Here is a 19,549-nt window from a genome sequence, read left to right as displayed (position 1 = left end):
GAAGGACGTCCAGGTCACCCCAGTAGACGTCGGCCAGGAACTGCTGCAGCGCCCGGTGCAGCATCGGGCCGCGCCACTGTTGGGCGCCCCGGCCCCGCCGGAACCGCCAGCGGCTCCCGCACCGGCCGCGCCGCCGGCGAGCCCGGCGCCGCAGGCCTCGCCGTCGCCCAAGCCTGCGGCAACGGCGAACGCGCCCGCGCCCAAGCGGCCGGGACCAGCTGCGGCCGGCTGACCGGCGCGTCGGCGCACCCGCCTACACTCGGCGGTGATGAGCCGTCATGAATCCTCTGCCCCCGCAGCCGAGCTGAGCGCCGCCATCCGCGCCGCGCTGGGCAAGGTGATCGACCCCGAACTGCGGCGTCCGATCACCGAGCTCGGCATGGTCAAGAGCATCGACGTCGAGCCCGGCGGCGGCGGTCCCCATGGCGGGGTGGCGGCCGGCGGCGGCGGGGTCTGCGACCCGATGCAGATCACCGTGCAGCCGGGCATCCGGCCCGGGGCCTGCTGCGGCGCCGGCGCCATCCAGGGGAACAGCGGGGGCGGCCCGCTGACCTGTGGGTTGCTCAGGTCGATCAGCGGCGTGCGCGCCAGCGGATCGTCGGAGGGCAGGCCGTTGATGTTCATCGGCAGGTTGGGCCCGAGCCCCTCGGGGTGCTCGAGATGCGCGTCGCCGAGCGGAGGCGGCGGGCCGGTCATCGGCGGCAGGTCGACCGGGACGACGCCCGTCGCGTACGCCGACGCCCAACCCAGCACGTTCTGCGCGTAGGGCAGCGAGTTGTTGTAGCGCAGGATCGCGGTCATCACCTGGGACGGGTCGCGCAGGTTCAACCCGCCGCTGCACAGGTACCGGGCGGCCGCCAGGGTGGCGTCGAACAGGTTCTGCGGGTCCGCGACGCCGTCGCCCTTGCCGTCGGAGGCGTAGCGCGCCCAGGTGCCGGGCAGGAACTGCATCGGTCCCATCGCCCGGGCGTAGGTGACGCGGCTGCCGGCGCCGCTGCTCGCGACGATCACCTCGTTGCCGGGCAGGGTGCCGTCCAGGGCGGGCCCGTAGATCGGCACCACGGCGGTGCCGCGCGCGTCCACCGCGCCGCCGCCCGCGTGGCCCGATTCGATGCGCCCGATACCGGCCAGCAAATTCCAGCTGACGCCGCAAGCCGGGGCGGCCACGGCCATCTTCTGCTCGGCGTTGCGGTAGGCCGCGAGCGCGATGCTCGGAATGCCAAGCGCGCCAGGCGCGTTGACGATCATCGCCGGCGGCGGGGCGGAGAGGGCGGGTTCGGCGACGTGAAAAGCCGTCGGCGAGCGGTCAATTGCGACGACCGTCGGCCCGGACAGGTCGGGAACCGTCGGCGACACCGCGGCCACCGGGGTGATCGAGGCGTGCACCGGCGGCAGCCGCTGCGGTAACGAAGGTGCCGCGCCGCTGACCGCCCCCGCGAAAATCAATGGCGTGAGAATTGCGACGCCGAATGCCGGCGAACGCGTAACACGAAGTGCCCGTTGCCGCTCCGTCGCGGCGGCCGGGCTGACACCCCGGCTTCCCCCAATGCGCACTCGACCGTCCTAGGTGTGTGAGCTGCGTTCACCGTTTGCCGAGCTCGGTGAACCAGATCACCATACATAACTCTTGTGACGCGAGTGGCGCAATGGCCGAACTGCTTCTCAGCCCGATTTCTTAGTTGTCTTAACCGCCGCTTGGCCGTCGCGGACGGTGTCCGAATCGGCGGTTTCCGGGCTCAGCTCGGTGAGCAAAGTCCGCAGGTCATCGAGCTCGTGGCGCAGGTATTCGCGCGTCACCACCTCGCCAACGGCCAGGCGCAGCGAGGCCAATTCGCGGGCCAGAAACTCGGTGTCCGCTTTGGTCTGTGCGGCCCGGCGGCGGTCCTCCTCCAACGCCACCCGGTCGCGATTCTCCTGACGATTCTGGGCCAGCAGGATTAGCGGGGCGGCGTAGGCGGCCTGGGTGGAGAAGGCGAGATTCAGCAGGATGAACGGGTAGGGGTCGAAGCGGGCGGCGACGGCGAAGAGGTTGATCGCGATCCACACCACCACCACGATCGTCTGCAGCAGCAGGTACCGGCCGGTGCCGAAGAACCGGGCGATCGACTCGGTGAACTGCCCCACCGTCTCGGGGTCCAGGCGCGGCGAGAACCGGCGCGACGTCCGCGGGGTGTACAACCCGCGCGGCGCCGTGGACTTGCTCACGCGGATTCCCCCACACCCTCGTGCCGGCCGGCGGCGTCCAGTTCCTGCATGTCTACCCGCCAGTCGTGCGGTAGCAGGTGGTCGAGCAGGTCGTCCACCGTCACCGCGCCCAGCAGGTGATTCTGGTCGTCGACGACGGGCCCGCACACCAGGTTGTAGGCGGCCAGGTAGCGGGTCACCGCGGCCAGCGGGGTCTCCGGCTTGAGGGTCAGCAGCTCGCTGTCGACGATGCCGCCGACCAGGTCGGCCGGCGGCTCGCGCAGTAACCGTTGCAGGTGCACGCAGCCCAGGTAGCGACCGGTCGGGGTGGCGGTCGGCGGGCGCGTCACGAAGACCATGGACGACAGCGCGGTGGACAGGTCGGGGTCGCGGACCCGGGCCAGCGCCTCGGCGACCGAGGTGTCGGGCGTGAGCACCACCGGGTCGGAGGTCATCAGGCCGCCCGCGGTGTCCGGCGAGTGCTTCAGGAGCCGGCGCACCGGGGCCGATTCGTCGGGATCCATCCGCGTCAGCAGCATCTCGGCGTCGGTGGGGTTCAGGACGCCGAGCAGGTCGGCGGCGTCGTCGGGATCCATCTCTTCCAGCACGTCGGCCGAGCGCTCGGTGCCCAGCTGGGACAGCACGTCGGCCTGGTCGAGCTCCGGCAACTCCTGCAGGATGTCGGCCAGCCGGTCGTCGTTGAGCGCCTTGAGCACCTCGTAGCGGCGTTTGGCGGGCAGCCCGCGAATGGCGTCGGCGACGTCGACCGGCTTGCGGCCCTCGAACTGGTCCAACAGCTGCGCCACGCCCTGGCCCGGCATCGCCAACGCCGACGGGGTCAGGCCCTGAACGCTCTGCCAGTCGACCACGTGCACGGGACCGCGCCGCCCGAGCCGGCGGTGCGTGCGCACCGCGACGCGGCTCACCATCCAGTCGCGGGTGCGGGTCTGTTCGATGCCCAGATCGGTGACGACGACGTCGACGCCGGCCAGCTCCGGCAGCTCGGGGTCATTTACCTTGACCTGGGTGTCGAGCACCTGGCCGATCGCGAGCACCTCACCGGGCCGCTGCACGAAATGCCGCAGCGACACGTTGCCGGTGCTCAACGTCACCGCGTTGGGCTCGATCGACGCGACCCGCAGGATGGGGATGAAGATGCTGCGCCGGGTCGCCAGGTCCACGACCAGACCGAGCACACGCGGCTGCTGCCGGACGATGCTGATGCTGATCACGACGTCGCGGACCCGGCCGACCGATTCGCCGAGCGGTCCCAGCACCAACATGCGCGAGAGCCGGGCGACATAGACCCTGTTGACCGATGCCATGGACAAGAGCCTAGGCAGCCGCGGCCGCGACGGCAGACCCCGCGGTGCGCGCGTCGCGGTTCCGCCGGACCGCCATTACGGCGAATGCAGCATGAACATCACGACGATGATGTTGACCACCAGGGTCGCGACGCTGATGACGATGCCCGCGACGGCCAGGCCGTAGCCGTCTTGCCGGGTCTGCTTGATCTGATTCAGCGCGACCCCGCCCAGCGCGATCGCCGCGAACGAGCCCAAACAGCACAGCACGCCGGTGAACGACACCACCAGCGACGCGATCGCCAGGGCGTTGGTGCCCGACGTGACCTGCGGCCCGTAGGCGCCGAGGTAGTCCGGCGTCGGGTAGTAACCGGCCCCGGGCGGCGTCGGCCCGTAGGCGCCGCCGAACTGCGGGGGGTACGGCGGCGGGAAGCCCGATGACGGCGGCGGGTAGGGCGCCGGATAGGTCGGCGCGGAGTAGTCGGCGGCGTAGCCGGGCGGCGGATACGTCGGCGGCGGATAGTCGCTGACCGGCGGCGGCGTCGGGGGCTGCCAGCCGGGGGCTGCGCCCGGCTGCTCGAACGCCGGCGGGTCGGCCTTACCGTCGTGGGCGCCCTCACCGGGGCCGCCGCCAGGAGCTGTCATGGTGTTCAACCTAGTCCACCGGGCCGCCACGCGCGGCGCCGCGCGGCCGCCGCGCGCCGCGTTTGCGCAGGTGCGGGGCGGTCGACGCGGGTCGCCGAAACCCGGAGGTGAAACGACGGCCCGGGCGGGGGACAATAAGTGGCCATGACTAGTCCTTTCCAGCCCGGGCAGGTTCCCGGCGCGACGCCGGCGGGCTCGGCGGGCCGCCGCCGCGGCGTGCCGGAGTTGCCGACGCCGCCCCGCGGCTGGCCGGTCGGGTCGTACCCCACCTACGCCGAGGCCCAGCGCGCCGTCGACTATCTCTCCGATCAGCAGTTCCCGGTGGAGCAAGTGACCATCGTGGGCGTGGACCTGATGCAGGTGGAGCGGGTGACGGGCCGGTTGACGTGGCCCAAGGTGCTCGGCGGCGGGGTGCTCAGCGGGGCCTGGCTGGGGCTGTTCATCGGGCTGGTGCTGGGCTTCTTCAGCCCCAGCCCCTGGGGCGCGCTGGCCACGGGCCTGGTGGCGGGCGTCTTCTTCGGGCTGATCACCTCCGCGGTGCCGTACTCGATGGCGCGCGGCACCAGGGACTTCAGCTCGACCATGCAGTTGGTGGCCGGCCGCTACGACGTGCTGTGCGACCCGCAGAACGCGGAGAAGGCGCGGGACCTGTTGGCGCGCTTGGCGATCTGACGCGCGAGGGTATGAATCTGTCGAAGCGCCGCCGGCTGGGCGCCGTCGCGGTCGCGGCGCTGGTCGTCGCCGCGGCGTCGGCGTGCTCCGCCGGCGGGGCCATGGTCATCAGCCTCTACACGCCGGCCGCCGACAGCGCGACGTTCACCGCCATCGCCCAGGACTGCAGCCGGCAACTCGGTTATGCCGTCCGCCAGGTCAGCCTGCCGCGAGCCCCCGGCGAGCAGCGGGTGCAGCTGGCCCGCCGCCTGACCGGTCGCGACCGCACCCTGGACGTGATGGCGCTCGACGTGGTGTGGACCGCGGAGTTCGCCGAGGCGGGTTGGGCGCTGCCGCTCTCCGACGACCCCGAGGGACGCGCCGACGGCGACGCCGCGGCCGACACGCTGCCGGGGCCCCTGGCCACCGCGCGCTGGCGAGGCGCGCTGTACGCGGCGCCCGTCATCACCAACACCGAATTACTCTGGTACCGGCCCGATTTGGTGCGCCAGCCGCCGCGGACCTGGGACGGCATGGTCGCCGAGGCTGCCCGGCTGCGGGCCGCCGGGCAGCCCGGGTGGATCGCGGTGCAGGCGAACGAGGGCGAAGGCCTGGTGGTGTGGTTCAACACCCTGCTGGTCAGCGGCGGGGGCCAGGTGCTCTCCGACGACGGCCGCCGCGTCACGCTGACCGACACGCCCGCGCACCGCGCGGCCACCGTCAACGCGCTGCGCATCCTCAAGGCCGTGGCCACCGCCCCCGGGGCCGATCCCTCGATCACCCGGACCGACGAGAGCACGGCGCGGTTGGCCGTCGAGCAGGGCAGGGCCGCGCTGGAAATCAACTGGCCCTTCGTGCTGGCGTCCATGCTGGAGAACGCGGTCAAGGGCGGGGTGCCGTTTCTGCCGCTCAACCGCGACCCCCGGCTGGCTGGCAGCATCAACGACGTCGGCACGTTCGTGCCCACGGACCGGCAGTTCCGCATCGCCTACGAGGCCAGCGAGAAGGTCTTCGGGTTCGCCCCGTTCCCGGGGGTGGCGCCGGGGCGCCCGGCCAAGGTGACCATCGGCGGGGCGAACCTGGCCGTGGCCAGCACCACCCGGCATCGCGCCGAGGCGTTCGAGGCCGTGCGCTGCCTGCGCAACCTGGCCCACCAGAAGTACGTTTCGATCGAGGGCGGGCTGCCGCCGGTGCGCACGTCGCTGTACGCCGATCCGCAGTTCCAGGCGAAATACCCGATGTACACCATCATCCGGCGCCAGCTCACCGACGCCGCGGTGCGCCCGGCAACGCCGGCCTACCAGGCGGTCGCGATCCGGCTCGCCGCGACGCTCAGCCCGATCACCGACATCGACCCGGACCGCACGGCCGACGAGCTCACCGCGCAGGTGCAAAAGGCCATCGACGGCAAGGGGTTATTGCCGTGAAAGCACCGAAAATGCTTGCCCGCCAACGCCTTCGTCCCGAACAGCGCCTGGGCCTGCTGCTGGTGGCGCCCGCGGCGCTGCTGATGCTGGCCGTCACGGCGTATCCGATCGGTTACGCCGTGTGGTTGAGCCTGCAACGCAACAACCTCGCCGCGCCCCAAGACACCGCGTTCGTGGGCGTGGACAACTACGTGACGATCCTGACCGACCGGTATTGGTGGATCGCGTTGGCGGTCACGCTCGGGATCACGGCCGTCTCCGTGACGCTGGAGTTCGCGCTCGGGCTCGCGCTGGCGTTGGTCATGCACCGGACCCCGATCGGCAAGGGCCTGGTGCGCACCGCCGTGCTCATTCCCTACGGCATCGTCACCGCGGTGGCGTCGTACAGCTGGTACTACGCGTGGACGCCGGGGATGGGGTACCTGGCCAACCTGTTGCCACGCGGCTCGGCGCTCACCGAAGCGCCTCTGACGCAGCAGATTCCGTCGTTGGGCATCGTCGTCCTGGCCGAGGTGTGGAAGACCACGCCGTTCATGTCACTGCTGCTGCTGGCCGGACTGGCGCTGGTGCCCGAGGACCTGCTGAAGGCGGCGCAGGTCGACGGGGCGGGGCCGTGGCGACGGCTGACCCGGGTGACGCTGCCGATCATCAAGCCGGCGGTCGTCGTCGCCTTGCTGTTTCGCACGCTGGACGCGTTCCGGATCTTCGACAACATCTACGTGCTCACCAACGGCGCCAACAACACCGCCTCGGTGTCGATGCTGGGCTACGACAACCTGTTCAAGGGGTTTAACGTGGGCCTCGGCTCGGCGATCAGCGTGTTGATCTTCGTGTGCGTCTGCCTCATCGCGCTGCTCTTCATCAAGGTCTTCGGCGCCCGCCAGAACCCGTCGGCCGCCGGGGGTGTCGCCGATGGCCGCTGACGGGGTGCGCGTTCGGCGCGCCGCCATCTGGACCGTCGTCGACGCCCTGGTGGTCGCCTACGCGGTCGTTCCGGTGCTGTGGATCCTCAGCCTGTCGCTCAAGCCGACGTCAATGGTCAAGGACGGCAAGCTGATTCCGTCGTCGATCACCCTCGACAACTACCGCGGCATCTTCCGCGGCGAATTCTTCACCTCGGCGCTGCTCAATTCGGTCGGCATCGGGCTGATCACCACCGCGATCGCGGTGCTGCTCGGCGCGATGGCGGCCTATGCAATTGCCCGGCTGGACTTCCCGGGTAAGCGGCTGCTGGTCGGCGCGACGTTGTTGGTCACCATGTTCCCCGCCATCTCGCTGGTGACGCCGCTGTTCAACATCGAACGGTTCGTCGGGTTGTTCGACACCTGGCCGGGCCTGATCCTGCCCTACATCACCTTCGCGCTGCCGCTGGCCGTCTACACGCTGTCGGCGTTCTTCCGCGAAATCCCCTGGGATTTGGAGAAGGCCGCCAAGATGGACGGCGCCACCCCGGCCCAGGCGTTCCGCAGGGTGATCGTCCCGCTGGCGGCGCCGGGGGTGGTGACCGCGGCCATCCTGGTGTTCATCTTCGCCTGGAACGACCTGTTGCTCGCGCTGTCGCTGACCGCCACCAAGGCGGCCATCACGGCGCCCGTCGCCATCGTGAACTTCAGCGGCAGCTCGCAATTCGAGGAACCCACCGGTTCGATCGCCGCCGGCGCCGTCGTCATCACGGTGCCCATCATCGTCTTCGTCCTGGTCTTCCAACGGCGGATCGTCGCCGGTCTCACCTCCGGCGCTGTGAAGGGATAACGCGATGGCCGAAATCGTGCTGGATCACGTGAACAAGAGCTACCCCGACGGCGCGACCGCCGTGCAAGACCTCAGCATCACCATCGCCGACGGCGAATTCCTGATCCTGGTCGGCCCGTCCGGGTGCGGCAAGACCACCACGCTGAACATGATTGCGGGCCTTGAGGACATCTCGTCGGGCGAGCTGCGGATCGGCGGCGAGCGCGTCAACGAGCGGGCGCCGAAGGACCGCGACATCGCGATGGTGTTCCAGTCCTACGCGCTCTACCCGCACATGACGGTGCGGCAGAACATCGCCTTTCCCCTGACGCTGGCCAAGATGAAAAAGGCCGAGATCGCCCGCAAGGTCGAGGAGACCGCCAAGATCCTGGACCTCGCCGAGCTTTTGGACCGCAAGCCTGCGCAGCTGTCGGGCGGGCAGCGCCAGCGGGTCGCGATGGGACGGGCCATCGTGCGCCAACCCAAGGCGTTTTTGATGGACGAGCCGCTGTCCAACCTCGACGCCAAGCTGCGCGTGCAGATGCGCGGCGAGATCGCCCGGCTGCAGAAGCGGCTGGGTACCACCACCGTCTACGTCACCCATGACCAGACCGAGGCCATGACGTTGGGCGACCGGGTGGTGGTGATGCACGCCGGCGTCGCCCAGCAGATCGGCACGCCCGAGCAGCTCTACGCCCAGCCCGCCAATCTGTTCGTCGCCGGATTCATCGGTTCGCCGGCGATGAACTTCTTCCCGGGCACGCTGACACCCATCGGGGTGACGCTGCCCTTCGGCGAGGTGATGCTGGAACCGGACGTCCGGGCGGTGATCGCGGGGCACCCGCAACCGCGCAGCGTCATCGTGGGGGTGCGGCCCGAGCACCTGGTCGACGCCGCGCTGATCGACGGCTATCAGCGCATCCGGGCGCTGACGTTCGAGGTGAAGGTCGACATGGTCGAGTCGCTGGGCGCCGACAAGTACGCGTACTTCTCCACCGGCGGGTGGGCCGCCCACTCGGCCCAGCTCGACGAGCTGGCCGCGGAGTCGGACGCCCACGAAAACCAGTTCGTGGCAAGGGTTCCCGCGGAATCCACGGCGGCCATCGGGCAGCCGCTGGAATTGGCGTTCGACACCGCCAAGCTCGCCGTCTTCGACGCCGACTCCGGCGCGAACCTGACCATCGAGGCGCGGTGACCCAGATCCTGGACCGGGTGCGCGCCCACCTGCGCAGCCATTTCGCCGACGACCAGCCGGCGTCGGCGAGCGTCACCTTCCTGGGCACCGAAACCATCGAGGTGCTGCGGTTCCGCGGCACGGACGACGTCGCGCACTACGCGTCGCTGGGCTGCTCGCGCCACCCGATGGTCGACCCGACGGAGATCGTCGCCGACCCAGAACGCGGTCCACGCGCGGAAGTCGTTCTCTCCCTGCGCAACCCGGGTCCGGTCAGCGGGCTGGCCCGCACCCTCGCGGTGCTCGCGGCGACCCCGGCCGTCGACGGGCTGGTGCTGGTCGCCGACGCCTTGATCGACCTCGGCTCGCCGCTGTGGGCGTGGCCGCCGGAGTCGGCGCGCCGGGTGCCGTTCACCGCGGTGCTGCTGGGGCCCAGCGACATCGAGGACCTGCCGCTGGATCCGCCCCGCGACCCGGTCCGGTTCCTGTCGGCGACGCCGATCACCGCGACCGAGGCCGCGTGGGTGCGGCTCAAGGGCGCCGAGGCGATGCGGCAGGCGTGGGTCAACGACGGGGTCGACGTGCTGAACCCCAATCGCCCGGCGGCGCAACCCCGTTGAGCGCTTCCCGTTGAGCGCTTCCCGTTGAGTGCCTCCTGTTGAGTGTGTCCCGTTGAGCGTCTCCCGTTGAGTGCCTCCCGTTGGGTGTGCGCACACGGCGGAGAAATCGCGGAAATCCCGCCATCACCGCACGCGCAACGCCATCAGCGCACGCGCAACGCCATCAGCGCACGCGCAACGCCATCAGCGCACGCGCAACGCCATCAGCGCACGCGCAACCGCGTCACAGCCAGTTGTTGCGGCGGAACTGGAAGTACAGCGCCAGGCAGGCGAGCGTCATCAGGCCCATCACGCCCGGATAACCCCACGTCCAGTCCAGCTCCGGCATGAAGTGGAAATTCATCCCGTAGATGGCGGCGACCATGGTGGGGACCGCCAAGATACCGGCCCAGGCGGCCATCTTGCGCATGTCGTTGTTCTGCTGCATCCCGACGCGCGCCAGCGCCGCCTGGATCAACGAGTTCAGCATGTCGTCGTAGCTGGCGATCTGGTCGGCGGCCTCGGAGTGGTGGTCGGCGACGTCGCGCAGGTAGCGCCGCACCTCCTTGGAGATGACGTCCTTGTTCTCCACCTGGATCCGGTGGAACGCGGCCGACAGCGGGTTGACGCACCGCCGCAGCTCGACCACCTCGCGCTTGAGCAGGTAGATGGGCTCGACGTCGATCTTACTGCCCGGGGCGAACGCGACCTCCTCGATGCTGTCGATGTCCGACATCATCAGGCTGCTCACCTCGAGGTAGTGGTCCACCACCCGGTCGGCGATCGCGTGCATCACCGCGTACGGGCCCAGCCGCATCTGGTCGGGATCGTTGTCCAGGCGCTTGCGGACCTCGGACAGGCCGCCGTGTTCGCCGTGGCGCACTGTCACCACGAAGTCTTTGCCGACGAAGACCATGATCTCGCCCGTCTCGACGATCTCGCGGGCCAGCACCACCGACTCGTGCGGAACGTAGTTGACGGTCTTGAGGACCAGGAACAGCGTGTCGTCGTAGCGCTCCAGCTTGGGCCGCTGGTGTGCGCACACCGCGTCCTCCACCGCCAGGGGGTGCATCCCGAACACGTCGGCCGCCTCCTGCATCTGCGCCAGGTCGGGCTCGCGCAGGCCGACCCAGACGAACCCGTCGTGGCCCAGCGTCTCGATCTCCCGCACCTTGCTCAGCGCGGCGGCGTAGTTGAATTTGCCGGGCAGGCGGTGCCCCTCGGCGTAGACGGCGCAGTCGATCAGCGCGTTGTTGGGTGGATGCGGCGGCGCCGACTCCGGCTTGGGCTGCGACGGGGGATGCGCCAGCGGGCGGAGCACTTCGGGCAACGCGTCAAACCCTTGGAACACGTCCACCTCCGATCGCCGCGCAGGTCAGGCCAGGCGGTGGACATGCTACGCGCCAAAGGTTCCGGGAGCGTGCCGATGCGAAGGGCGCAAACGGCTGCGGTGCCGGACCGGGGATCGGCGGCGAGCAAGGGTGCGCTAGTTTCGAGCCGAACCCCGAATCTGCACACATCTCCACGAGGAGTACATCGACGTGAGCGCAAGTCCTCTGAAGGTCGCCGTCACCGGCGCCGCCGGCCAGATCGGCTACAGCCTGTTGTTCCGCCTGGCGAGCGGCTCGCTGCTGGGTCCCGACCGCCCGATCGAGCTGCGGCTGCTCGAGATTGAGCCCGCCCTCAAGGCGCTCGAGGGCGTCGTGATGGAGCTCGACGACTGCGCATTCCCGCTGCTCTCGGGCGTCGAGATCGGCGCCGACGCCAACAAGATCTTCGACGGCGCCAACCTGGCCCTGCTGGTCGGTGCCCGCCCACGCGGCCCGGGCATGGAGCGCAGCGACCTGTTGGAGGCCAACGGCGCCATCTTCACCGCCCAGGGCAAGGCGCTGAACTCCGTCGCCGCCGACGACATTCGCATCGGCGTGACCGGTAACCCGGCCAACACCAACGCGTTGATCGCGCTGAGCAACGCCCCCGACATCCCCAAGGAGCGGTTCTCCGCGCTGACCCGCCTGGACCACAACCGGGCGATCTCGCAGCTCGCCAAGAAGACCGGCGCTAAGGTCACCGACATCAAGAAGGTGACCATCTGGGGCAACCACTCGGCCACGCAGTACCCCGACATCTTCCACGCCGAGGTCGGCGGCCGCAACGCCGCCGAGGTGGTCAACGACCAGAACTGGATCGAGAACGACTTCATCCCGACCGTCGCCAAGCGCGGCGCGGCCATCATCGACGCGCGTGGCGCCTCGTCGGCGGCCTCGGCCGCGTCGGCCACCGTCGACGCCGCCCGCTCGTGGCTGCTCGGCAGCCCGGAGGGTGACTGGGTGTCGATGGCGGTCTACAGCGACGGCTCCTACGGCGTCCCCGAGGGCATCGTGTCCTCGTTCCCGGTGACCACCAAGGACGGCAACTGGTCCATCGTGCAGGGCCTGGAGATCGACGAATTCTCCCAGAGCCGCATCGACAAGACCACCGCCGAGTTGGTCGAGGAGCGCACGGCCGTGACGGAGCTCAAGCTCATCTGAGCGCACCCCTGACGCCGGGAATCCGCCGCCCAATGGCCGGGTTCCCGGCGCCGCGGGCTGCCGCATTTCGCAATTAGGCCTACTAATGGGTAGTCAGTACGCTGGGGCGAGTGTCCGAATTGCTTGAATCGATACAGAACCGCGCCGAGCAGGGCGGTATCACCGATGCGGAGATCTTCGAGGCACACGTCGGCGGGAAGCTCTCGGTAGGCCCGACGGCGCCGCTGGACACCCAGCGCGCATTGTCGATCGCCTACACGCCGGGCGTCGCGCAGGTCAGCCGCGCGATCGCCGCGGACCACGCGCAGGCCGCCCGCTACACCTGGGCGAACCGGTTGGTCGCCGTCGTCAGCGACGGCAGCGCGGTGCTCGGTCTCGGCGACATCGGGCCCGCGGCGTCGCTGCCGGTGATGGAGGGCAAGTGCGCCCTGTTCCAGGCGTACGGCGGGCTGAACTCCATCCCGATCGTCCTGGACACCAAGGATCCCGACGAGATCGTCGAGACCCTCGTGCGGCTGCGCCCGACCTTCGGCGCGGTCAACCTCGAGGACATCTCGGCGCCGCGCTGCTTCGAGATCGAGCGGCGCGTCATCGAGGCGCTGGACTGCCCGGTGATGCACGACGACCAGCACGGCACCGCCATCGTCGCGCTGGCCGCGCTGATGGGTGCGACCAAGCTGCTCGGCCGCGACATGACGTCGCTGCGCGTGGTGGTGTCCGGCGCCGGCGCGGCCGGCGTCGCGTGCACCAACCTGCTGCTGGCGATGGGCGTGTCCGACGTCACCGTCCTGGATTCGCGGGGCATCCTGCACCCCGCCCGCGAGGACATGAACGACGTCAAGGTCGCGGTGGCGGGGCGCACCAACCCGGCCGGCCTGTCCGGCAGCATGGCCGAGGCGCTGCGCGGCGCCGACCTGTTCCTCGGGGTGTCGGGCGGGGTGGTGCCCGAGGAGATGATCGCCACCATGGCGCCCGAGGCGATCGTCTTCGCGCTGTCCAACCCGGACCCGGAGATCCACCCGCAGGTCGCCGCGAAGTACGCCGCCGTGGTGGCCACCGGCCGCAGCGACTTCCCCAACCAGATCAACAACGTGCTGGCCTTCCCGGGCGTATTCCGCGGCGCGCTGGACGCGGGCGCGCGGCGGATCACCGAGAAGATGATGGTGGCCGCGGCCGAGGCGATCTTCTCCGTCGTCAGCGACGATCTCGCGCCGGACCGGATCGTTCCCAGCCCCCTGGACCTGCGGGTCGGGGAGGCCGTCGCCAACGCGGTCGCCCTGGCCGCGGAAGTCCCCGACGTCACCGGGTGAGGACCGGCAGGCGCGCCGCCGCGCTGCTCGCCGCCGCGCTCGTGCTGGCCGGTTGCGCCACCCAAGCCGCCGGGACGCGCGCCCGCCCGGAGGTGGTGGTGGGCTCCCAACCCGGCGCCGACGCGACGCTGCTGGCCGGCGTCTACGCCGCCGCGCTGCGGTCCTACGGCTTCGCCGCGCGCACCGCGAGCGCCGGTGATCCGATGGCTCAACTGGATTCGGGCGCGTTCACCGTCGTCCCCGCCTTCACCGGCCGCACGCTGCAGGCGCTGCAACCGGGCGCCGCGGCCACCTCGGACACCCAGGTCTACCGGGCGATGGTGGCGGCGCTCCCCGAGGGCGTCGCCGCCGGGGACTACACCACGGCCGCCGAGGACAAACCCGTGCTATTGGTGAGCCGCTCGACCGCCAAGGCATGGGGCGGCAGCGGCGCCAGCGCGGACCTGACCACGCTGCCGCAGCACTGCGCGGGCCTGGACGTCGGCGCGGTCGCGGGGCACCAGCCGCCGTCGACGGTCGGCAGCTGCCGGTTGCCCGCGCCGCGGGACTTTCCCGACGCCGCGGCGCTGTTCGCCGCGATACGCGCCGGGCAGCTCACCGCGGGTTGGACGACCACCGCCGACCCCGGCATGCCCGCCGACCTGGTGGCCCTGGCCGACGGCAAACCCGCCCTCGTCCGGGCCGAGAACGTCGTGCCGCTGTACCGGCGCAACGCCCTGAGCGATCGGCAGCTGCTCTCGGTCAACGAGGTCGCCGGCGTGCTGGACACCGCGGCGTTGGTCGACATGCGCCGCCAGGTAGCGACGGGAGCCGACCCGCAGGCGGTGGCGTCCGGATGGCTGGCCGAGCACCCGCTTGGACGGTAGCGAACCCGGCTAGCGTTTCGGCAGGAGCCGCGCGACCGTGTCCTTGACCCGGCTCATCACGGGGCCGTTCAGCAGCAGCTCGTAGTTCGGGCCGGCCGCCCGCACCAGCAGGTCCATCGCCTTGACATCCGGCCCGACGAGCACGCGGTGCTTGCCCTTCTGCACGCCCTGCAGGATCAGCTGCGCGGCGCGCTGGGGGGTGGTCTTGGCCTGCTGCTGCTCGAACACCTCGGCCATGCCGGCCTGGTCGAGCCCCTCGGCGAACATGGCGTTGCGGGCGAACCCCGTCTGCACGCCGCCGGGATGCACCACGGTCACGCGCACCGGGTGACCGGCCCGCACCATCTCCTGCTGCAGCGCCTCGGTGAAACCGCGGATCGCGAATTTCGCCGACACGTAGGCCGCCTGCCCCGGCGCGGTGAACAGGCCGAGCGCGCTGGAGATGTTGACGACGTGGCCGTCGCCGGAGGCGATCAGGTGCGGCAGGAAGGCCTTGGTGCCGTTGACTACGCCCCAGTAGTTGACGTCCATCACCCGTTCGATGTCCTTGAACCGACTGTCTTCGATGGACCCGACGAAGGTGATGCCCGCGTTGTTGTAGATCTGGTTGACGGTGCCGTAGTGCTGCTTGACGGTGTCGGCGTAGGCCAGGAACGCCTCGCGCTCGGTGACATCGAGCTGGTTCGCCAGGACCGGCGCGCCCAGCTCCTTGAGCAGCAGCTCGGTCTGCGCCAAGCCGTCGCTGTCGACGTCGCTGATCGCCAGCTTGGCGCCCGCGCGGCCCAACTCGGTCGCCAGGGCCTGGCCGATACCCGAACCGGCGCCGGTCACGACGGCGACCTTGGCGGCGAACCCTTGCATGCGGCACTCCTTGCAGGCTTAGTCGCGTTGAGGCTAGCAGCGATTCACCCCGGATAGGCCGGGATGCGCAGTGATCAGCGGCACAGGCGGCGCGTCGCCGCGCGGGCTCCTACTGCTTGGGCATCAAGCGGCCCATGACCGGCCCGAACAGCTGCTGGTATCCCGACCCCGTCAGCCGCACCACGATGTCCAGGATCTTGGCGTCCGTGCCGACCAGCACCCGCGCCTTCTTCTTGTGCACCCCGGTCAGGATCACCTCCGCGGCGCGCCGCGGGCTGGTGCGGGCCAGCCGCTTGTCGAAGAGCTTGGCCAGGTCGTCGCGGTCCAGGCCCTCGGCGGCGGTCGCGTTGCGGGCGATCGCGGTCTTGATGCCGCCCGGGTGCACCGTGGTGACCGCGACCGGCTGCCCGGCCGCGGCCATCTCCTGGCGCAGCGCCTCGGTGAAGCCGCGGACGGCGAACTTCGCGGAGTTGTAGGCCGCCTGGCCGGGCACCGCGAACAGGCCGAAGATGCTGGAGATGTTGACGACGTGGCCGTCGCCGGAGGCGATCAGGTGCGGCAGGAAGGCCTTGGTGCCGTTGACCACGCCCCAGAAGTCCACGTCCATCACCCGTTCGATGTCCTTGAACTGGCTGACCTCGACGTCGCCGGTGAAGGCGATGCCGGCATTGTTGTAGATCTGGTTCACCTTGCCGAAGTGCTCATTGACCTCGTCGGCGTAGGCCAGGAACGCCTCACGCTCCGTGACGTCGAGGCGGTCGGCCTTGACCGGCGCGCCGATGGCCTTGAGCTGCTCCTCGGTCTGCGCCAGGCCTTCGGTGTCGACGTCGCTGATCGCCAGCTTGGCGCCCGAGCGGGCCAACTCGACGGCCAGCGCCTGGCCGATTCCCGAACCCGCGCCCGTCACGACCGCCACCTTGCCGGCGAACCCTTGCATGAGCACCCTTTCCCGTCGCCTGCTTTGCGTCGAGGCTAGCCGGTACCGGCGGTCCCCGATACCGGTGGGTGGCGCACCCGTGCCGGGCCGCTCAGCGGAACGCCGTGTCGAGGATCTCCTGCTGCTCGACGGCGTGCACCTTCGACGAGCCCGACGACGGGGCCGACATCGCCCGCCGCGAGATGCGCTTGATGCCGGCCAACTTCTCGGGCAGCAGCTCGGGCAGCTCCAGGCCGAAGCGCGGCCACGCGCCCTGGTTGGCCGGCTCCTCCTGCACCCAGAAGAACTCGGTGGCGTTGGGATAGCTGTCCAGGGTGCGCGACAGGCGGCCCTTGGGCAGCGGGGCGAGCTGTTCGATCCGCACGATCGCGACGTCGTCCCGGTGGTCCTTGGCCTTGCGGGCGACCAGCTCGTAGTACAGCTTGCCGCTGGTGAGCAGCACCCGGGCGACCGTGTTGCGGTCGCCGACGCCGTCCTCGTAGGTGGGCTCCTCGAGCACCGAGCGGAACTTGAGCTCGGTGAAGTCGCGGATGTCGCTGACGGCCGCCTTGTTGCGCAGCATCGACTTCGGCGTGAACACGATCAGCGGGCGCTGGACCCCGTCCAGGGCGTGCCGGCGCAGCAGGTGAAAGTAGTTGGCCGGTGTCGAGGGCACCGCGATCGTCATCGACCCCTCCGCCCACAGCTGCAGGAAACGCTCGATGCGGCCCGACGTGTGGTCGGGGCCCTGGCCCTCGTGGCCGTGCGGCAACAGCAGCACGACGTTGGACAGCTGGCCCCACTTGGCCTCGCCGGAGCTGATGAACTCGTCGATGATCGACTGCGCGCCGTTGACGAAGTCACCGAACTGCGCCTCCCACAGCACCAGCGCGTCCGGGTTGCCCACGGTGTAGCCGTATTCGAAGCCCACGGCGGCGTACTCCGACAGCGGCGAGTCGTAGACCAGGAATTTGCCCCCGGTCGGCGTCCCGTCCTTGGCGGTCATGAGGAGTTTGAGCGGGGTGAACTCGACGCCGGTGTCGCGGTCGATGATCACCGAGTGGCGTTGCGAGAAGGTGCCGCGCCGGGTGTCCTGGCCGGACAGCCGCACCAGCTTGCCCTCGGCGACCAGCGAACCCAGCGCCAGCAGCTCGCCGAAGGCCCAGTCGATCTTGCCCTCGTAGGCCATCTCGCGGCGCTTCTCCAGCACCGGCAGCACGCGCGAATGCGCACTGAAACCCTCGGGCAGGTCCAGGAACGCGTCGCCGATCCGGGCCAGCAGGGACTTGTCCACCGAGGTGTCCAGGCCCGCCGCCACCATCTGGTGGGACTCCACCGACTCGCTGGGCAGGGCGCCGTGCCGCTCGAGCTCGCGGACCTCGTTGAACACCCGTTCCAGCTGGCCCTGGTAATCGCGCAGGGCGTCCTCGGCCTCCTTCATCGAGATGTCGCCGCGGCCGATCAGCGCCTCGGTGTAGCTCTTGCGGACCCCCCGCTTGACGTCGACGACGTCGTACATCGACGGGTTGGTCATCGACGGGTCGTCGCCCTCGTTGTGGCCGCGCTTGCGGTAGCACAGCATGTCGATGACGACGTCCTTCTGGAACTTCTGCCGGAAGTCCACGGCCAGCTTCGCCACCCACGCGCACGCCTCCGGGTCGTCGCCGTTGACGTGGAAGATGGGCGCCCCGATCATCTTGGCGACGTCGGTGCAGTACTCGCTGGAGCGGGAGTACTCCGGCGCGGTGGTGAAGCCGATCTGGTTGTTGACGATGATGTGCACGGTGCCGCCGACGCGGTAGCCGGGCAGGTTGGTCAGGTTCAGCGTCTCGGCGACCACGCCCTGGCCGGCGAACGCGGCGTCGCCGTGCAGCATCAGCGGCACCACCGCGAAGCTCTTGCCGCCGTCGTCGTCGGCGCCCCGGTCCAGCAGGTCCTGCTTGGCGCGGACCAGACCCTCGAGCACCGGGTCCACCGCCTCCAGGTGCGACGGGTTGGCGGTCAGCGACACCTTGATGTCGTTGTCGCCGAACATCTGCAGGTACACGCCGGTGGCACCGAGGTGGTACTTGACGTCACCGGAGCCGTGCGCCTGCGACGGGTTGAGGTTGCCCTCGAACTCGCTGAAGATCTGCGAGTAGGGCTTGCCGACGATGTTGGCCAGCACGTTGAGCCGCCCGCGGTGCGGCATGCCGATGACGACTTCGTCGAGGCCGTGCTCGGCGCACTGGTCGATCGCCGCGTCCATCATCGGGATGACGCTCTCGGCGCCCTCAAGCGAAAACCGTTTCTGCCCAACGTATTTGGTCTGCAAGAAGGTCTCGAAGGCCTCGGCGGCGTTCAGCTTGCTCAGGATGAACTTCTGCTCGGCGACGGTGGGCTTGACGTGCTTGGTCTCCACGCGCTGCTGCAGCCACTCCTGCTGCTCCGGGTCCAGGATGTGGGTGTATTCGACCCCGATGTGGCGGCAGTAGGCGTCGCGCAGCAGGCCCAGGACGTCGCGCAGTTTCGAATGCTCACGGCCGCCGAACCCGTTGACCTTGAACTCCCGGTCGAGGTCCCACAGCGTCAGCCCGTGCGTCTGGACGTCGAGGTCGGGGTGGCTGCGGAACCGGGTCTTGTCCAGCCGCAGCGGGTCGATGTCGGCCATCAGGTGCCCGCGGTTGCGGTAGGCCGCGATCAACTCCATGACCCGGGCGTTCTTGTCGACGATCGAGTCCGGGTTGTCGGTGCTCCACCGCACCGGCTCGTACGGGTTCTCAAGCTCGCGGAAGATGTCGTCCCAGAAGCCGTCGGAGAGCAGCATCTCGTGGATGGTGCGCAGGAAGTCGCCCGATTCCGCGCCCTGGATGATGCGGTGGTCGTAGGTGGAGGTCAGGGTGATCAGCTTGCCGATGCCCAGCTCGGCGATGCGCTCGGGGCTGGCGCCCTGGAACTCGGCGGGGTATTCCATGGCGCCGACGCCGATGATGGCGCCCTGCCCGGCCATCAGCCGGGGCACCGAGTGCACAGTGCCGATGGTCCCGGGATTGGTCAGCGAAATCGTCACGCCGGCAAAGTCTTCGGCGGTCAGCTTACCGTCGCGGGCGCGTCGGACGATGTCTTCATAGGCGGTGACGAACTGCGCGAAACGCATGGTTTCGCACGCCTTGATGCCGGCCACCACCAGCGCGCGCTTGCCGTCCTTGCCCTGCAGGTCGATGGCCAGGCCCAGGTTGGTGTGCGCCGGGGTGATCGCGGTGGGTTTGCCGTCGACTTCCGCGAAATGCCGGTTCATGTTCGGGAATTGCTTGACGGCCTGCACCAGCGCGTAGCCCAGGATGTGGGTGAACGAGATCTTGCCGCCGCGG

16 protein-coding genes and 3 pseudogenes are annotated in these 19,549 nt (G+C 69.9%); 10 read left to right on the top strand and 9 right to left on the bottom strand.

The genetic code is table 11. The annotated features are described in order from the left end of the window. A pseudogene (locus A5700_RS25175) lies at window positions 1–79 on the bottom strand (P-loop NTPase); the annotation flags it as partial. A gap of 189 nt (window positions 80–268) precedes the next feature. On the opposite strand from A5700_RS25175, the pseudogene A5700_RS25170 reads away from it, so the two are divergent. Continuing rightward, window positions 269–412, top strand: a pseudogene (locus tag A5700_RS25170) (iron-sulfur cluster assembly protein); the annotation flags it as partial. On the opposite strand, the pseudogene A5700_RS07460 reads toward A5700_RS25170, so the two are convergent. The 4 genes and pseudogenes from A5700_RS07460 to A5700_RS07445 all read right to left on the bottom strand — a co-directional run. Next, window positions 406–1,554, bottom strand: a pseudogene (locus tag A5700_RS07460) (lytic transglycosylase domain-containing protein); the annotation flags it as partial. The pseudogenes A5700_RS25170 and A5700_RS07460 overlap by 7 nt on opposite strands. 108 nt (window positions 1,555–1,662) lie before the next feature. Then, the gene (locus tag A5700_RS07455) at window positions 1,663–2,205 is read right to left on the bottom strand and encodes a DUF1003 domain-containing protein (RefSeq protein ID WP_068069580.1); all 543 of its coding nucleotides are present in this window, start codon (window positions 2,203–2,205) and stop codon (window positions 1,663–1,665) included. Next, a complete protein-coding gene (locus A5700_RS07450) occupies window positions 2,202–3,509 on the bottom strand; it encodes a magnesium transporter MgtE N-terminal domain-containing protein (protein ID WP_068069582.1) in 1,308 nt (435 codons plus the stop codon). The genes A5700_RS07455 and A5700_RS07450 overlap by 4 nt, the downstream gene beginning before the upstream one ends. A gap of 75 nt (window positions 3,510–3,584) precedes the next feature. Further along, a complete protein-coding gene (locus tag A5700_RS07445; RefSeq protein ID WP_068069584.1) occupies window positions 3,585–4,133 on the bottom strand; it encodes a DUF4190 domain-containing protein in 549 nt (182 codons plus the stop codon). Window positions 4,134–4,277: 144 nt separating this feature from the next. Between A5700_RS07445 and A5700_RS07440 the strand changes: the two genes are divergently transcribed. Genes A5700_RS07440 through A5700_RS07415 form a run of 6 tightly spaced genes read left to right on the top strand, consistent with a single transcriptional unit; the run spans window position 4,278 to window position 9,736 of the window. After that, entirely contained in the window at window positions 4,278–4,805 is a 528-nt protein-coding gene (locus A5700_RS07440) for a general stress protein (RefSeq protein WP_068069585.1), read from the top strand. Window positions 4,806–4,816: 11 nt separating this feature from the next. Beyond that, a complete protein-coding gene (locus tag A5700_RS07435) occupies window positions 4,817–6,211 on the top strand; it encodes an extracellular solute-binding protein (protein WP_068069587.1) in 1,395 nt (464 codons plus the stop codon). 11 nt (window positions 6,212–6,222) lie between these two features. Next, complete coding sequence (locus tag A5700_RS07430; protein WP_068069589.1) at window positions 6,223–7,134, top strand: carbohydrate ABC transporter permease; 912 nt, start codon at window positions 6,223–6,225, stop codon at window positions 7,132–7,134. Between the two features lie 4 nt (window positions 7,135–7,138). Beyond that, window positions 7,139–7,963 (top strand): carbohydrate ABC transporter permease, encoded by an 825-nt coding sequence (locus A5700_RS07425; protein ID WP_197502815.1) that lies wholly within the window; start codon window positions 7,139–7,141, stop codon window positions 7,961–7,963. Window positions 7,964–7,967: 4 nt separating this feature from the next. After that, the gene (locus A5700_RS07420; protein ID WP_068069591.1) at window positions 7,968–9,137 is read left to right on the top strand and encodes an ABC transporter ATP-binding protein; all 1,170 of its coding nucleotides are present in this window, start codon (window positions 7,968–7,970) and stop codon (window positions 9,135–9,137) included. Next, window positions 9,134–9,736 (top strand): suppressor of fused domain protein, encoded by a 603-nt coding sequence (locus A5700_RS07415; RefSeq protein WP_068069593.1) that lies wholly within the window; start codon window positions 9,134–9,136, stop codon window positions 9,734–9,736. The genes A5700_RS07420 and A5700_RS07415 overlap by 4 nt, the downstream gene beginning before the upstream one ends. A 223-nt stretch (window positions 9,737–9,959) precedes the next feature. Here the strand turns inward: A5700_RS07415 and corA are convergent, their stop codons facing one another. After that, window positions 9,960–11,066: a magnesium/cobalt transporter CorA gene (gene corA, locus A5700_RS07410; RefSeq protein WP_068069635.1), complete on the bottom strand. Its 1,107-nt coding sequence runs from the start codon at window positions 11,064–11,066 to the stop codon at window positions 9,960–9,962. Window positions 11,067–11,256: 190 nt separating this feature from the next. Here corA and A5700_RS07405 point away from each other — a divergent pair, with 190 nt between their 5' ends. From A5700_RS07405 to A5700_RS07395, 3 genes are all read left to right on the top strand, one after another. Continuing rightward, window positions 11,257–12,246, top strand: coding sequence for a malate dehydrogenase (locus A5700_RS07405; RefSeq protein WP_068204595.1), 990 nt, complete (start codon window positions 11,257–11,259; stop codon window positions 12,244–12,246). 110 nt (window positions 12,247–12,356) lie between these two features. Next, window positions 12,357–13,556, top strand: a complete 1,200-nt coding sequence (locus tag A5700_RS07400) for an NADP-dependent malic enzyme (protein ID WP_068069596.1) — start codon at window positions 12,357–12,359, stop codon at window positions 13,554–13,556. After that, window positions 13,553–14,422, top strand: a complete 870-nt coding sequence (locus A5700_RS07395; protein WP_068069597.1) for a glycine betaine ABC transporter substrate-binding protein — start codon at window positions 13,553–13,555, stop codon at window positions 14,420–14,422. Before A5700_RS07400 ends, A5700_RS07395 begins: the two co-directional genes overlap by 4 nt. Window positions 14,423–14,431: 9 nt before the next feature. On the opposite strand, the gene A5700_RS07390 is transcribed toward A5700_RS07395, so the two are convergent. The 3 genes from A5700_RS07390 to A5700_RS07380 form a co-directional block, all read right to left on the bottom strand. Next, a complete protein-coding gene (locus tag A5700_RS07390; RefSeq protein ID WP_068069599.1) occupies window positions 14,432–15,283 on the bottom strand; it encodes an SDR family oxidoreductase in 852 nt (283 codons plus the stop codon). Window positions 15,284–15,392: 109 nt separating this feature from the next. Next, window positions 15,393–16,220: an SDR family oxidoreductase gene (locus A5700_RS07385; RefSeq protein WP_068069601.1), complete on the bottom strand. Its 828-nt coding sequence runs from the start codon at window positions 16,218–16,220 to the stop codon at window positions 15,393–15,395. A gap of 91 nt (window positions 16,221–16,311) precedes the next feature. Continuing rightward, window positions 16,312–19,549 (bottom strand): multifunctional oxoglutarate decarboxylase/oxoglutarate dehydrogenase thiamine pyrophosphate-binding subunit/dihydrolipoyllysine-residue succinyltransferase subunit (locus A5700_RS07380; protein ID WP_068204592.1); only part of this gene is annotated, 3,238 nt, incomplete at its 5' end.

The organism is Mycobacterium sp. E1214, assembly GCF_001666755.1.
Classification (GTDB): domain Bacteria; phylum Actinomycetota; class Actinomycetes; order Mycobacteriales; family Mycobacteriaceae; genus Mycobacterium.
The sequence above is the reverse complement of the archived record's forward strand: the minus strand, read 5'-3'. Positions and strand labels throughout refer to the sequence as shown.

Bases quoted from the DNA above. Each gene is read 5' to 3' on its own strand.
- A5700_RS07450 (WP_068069582.1), bottom strand. From the start codon at position 3,509: ATGGCATCGGTCAACAGGGTCTATGTCGCCCGGCTCTCGCGCATGTTG.
- A5700_RS07445 (WP_068069584.1), bottom strand. From the start codon at position 4,133: ATGACAGCTCCTGGCGGCGGCCCCGGTGAGGGCGCCCACGACGGTAAG.
- A5700_RS07440 (WP_068069585.1), top strand. From the start codon at position 4,278: ATGACTAGTCCTTTCCAGCCCGGGCAGGTTCCCGGCGCGACGCCGGCG.
- A5700_RS07435 (WP_068069587.1), top strand. From the start codon at position 4,817: ATGAATCTGTCGAAGCGCCGCCGGCTGGGCGCCGTCGCGGTCGCGGCG.
- A5700_RS07430 (WP_068069589.1), top strand. From the start codon at position 6,223: ATGCTTGCCCGCCAACGCCTTCGTCCCGAACAGCGCCTGGGCCTGCTG.
- A5700_RS07420 (WP_068069591.1), top strand. From the start codon at position 7,968: ATGGCCGAAATCGTGCTGGATCACGTGAACAAGAGCTACCCCGACGGC.
- A5700_RS07390 (WP_068069599.1), bottom strand. From the start codon at position 15,283: ATGCAAGGGTTCGCCGCCAAGGTCGCCGTCGTGACCGGCGCCGGTTCG.
- A5700_RS07385 (WP_068069601.1), bottom strand. From the start codon at position 16,220: ATGCAAGGGTTCGCCGGCAAGGTGGCGGTCGTGACGGGCGCGGGTTCG.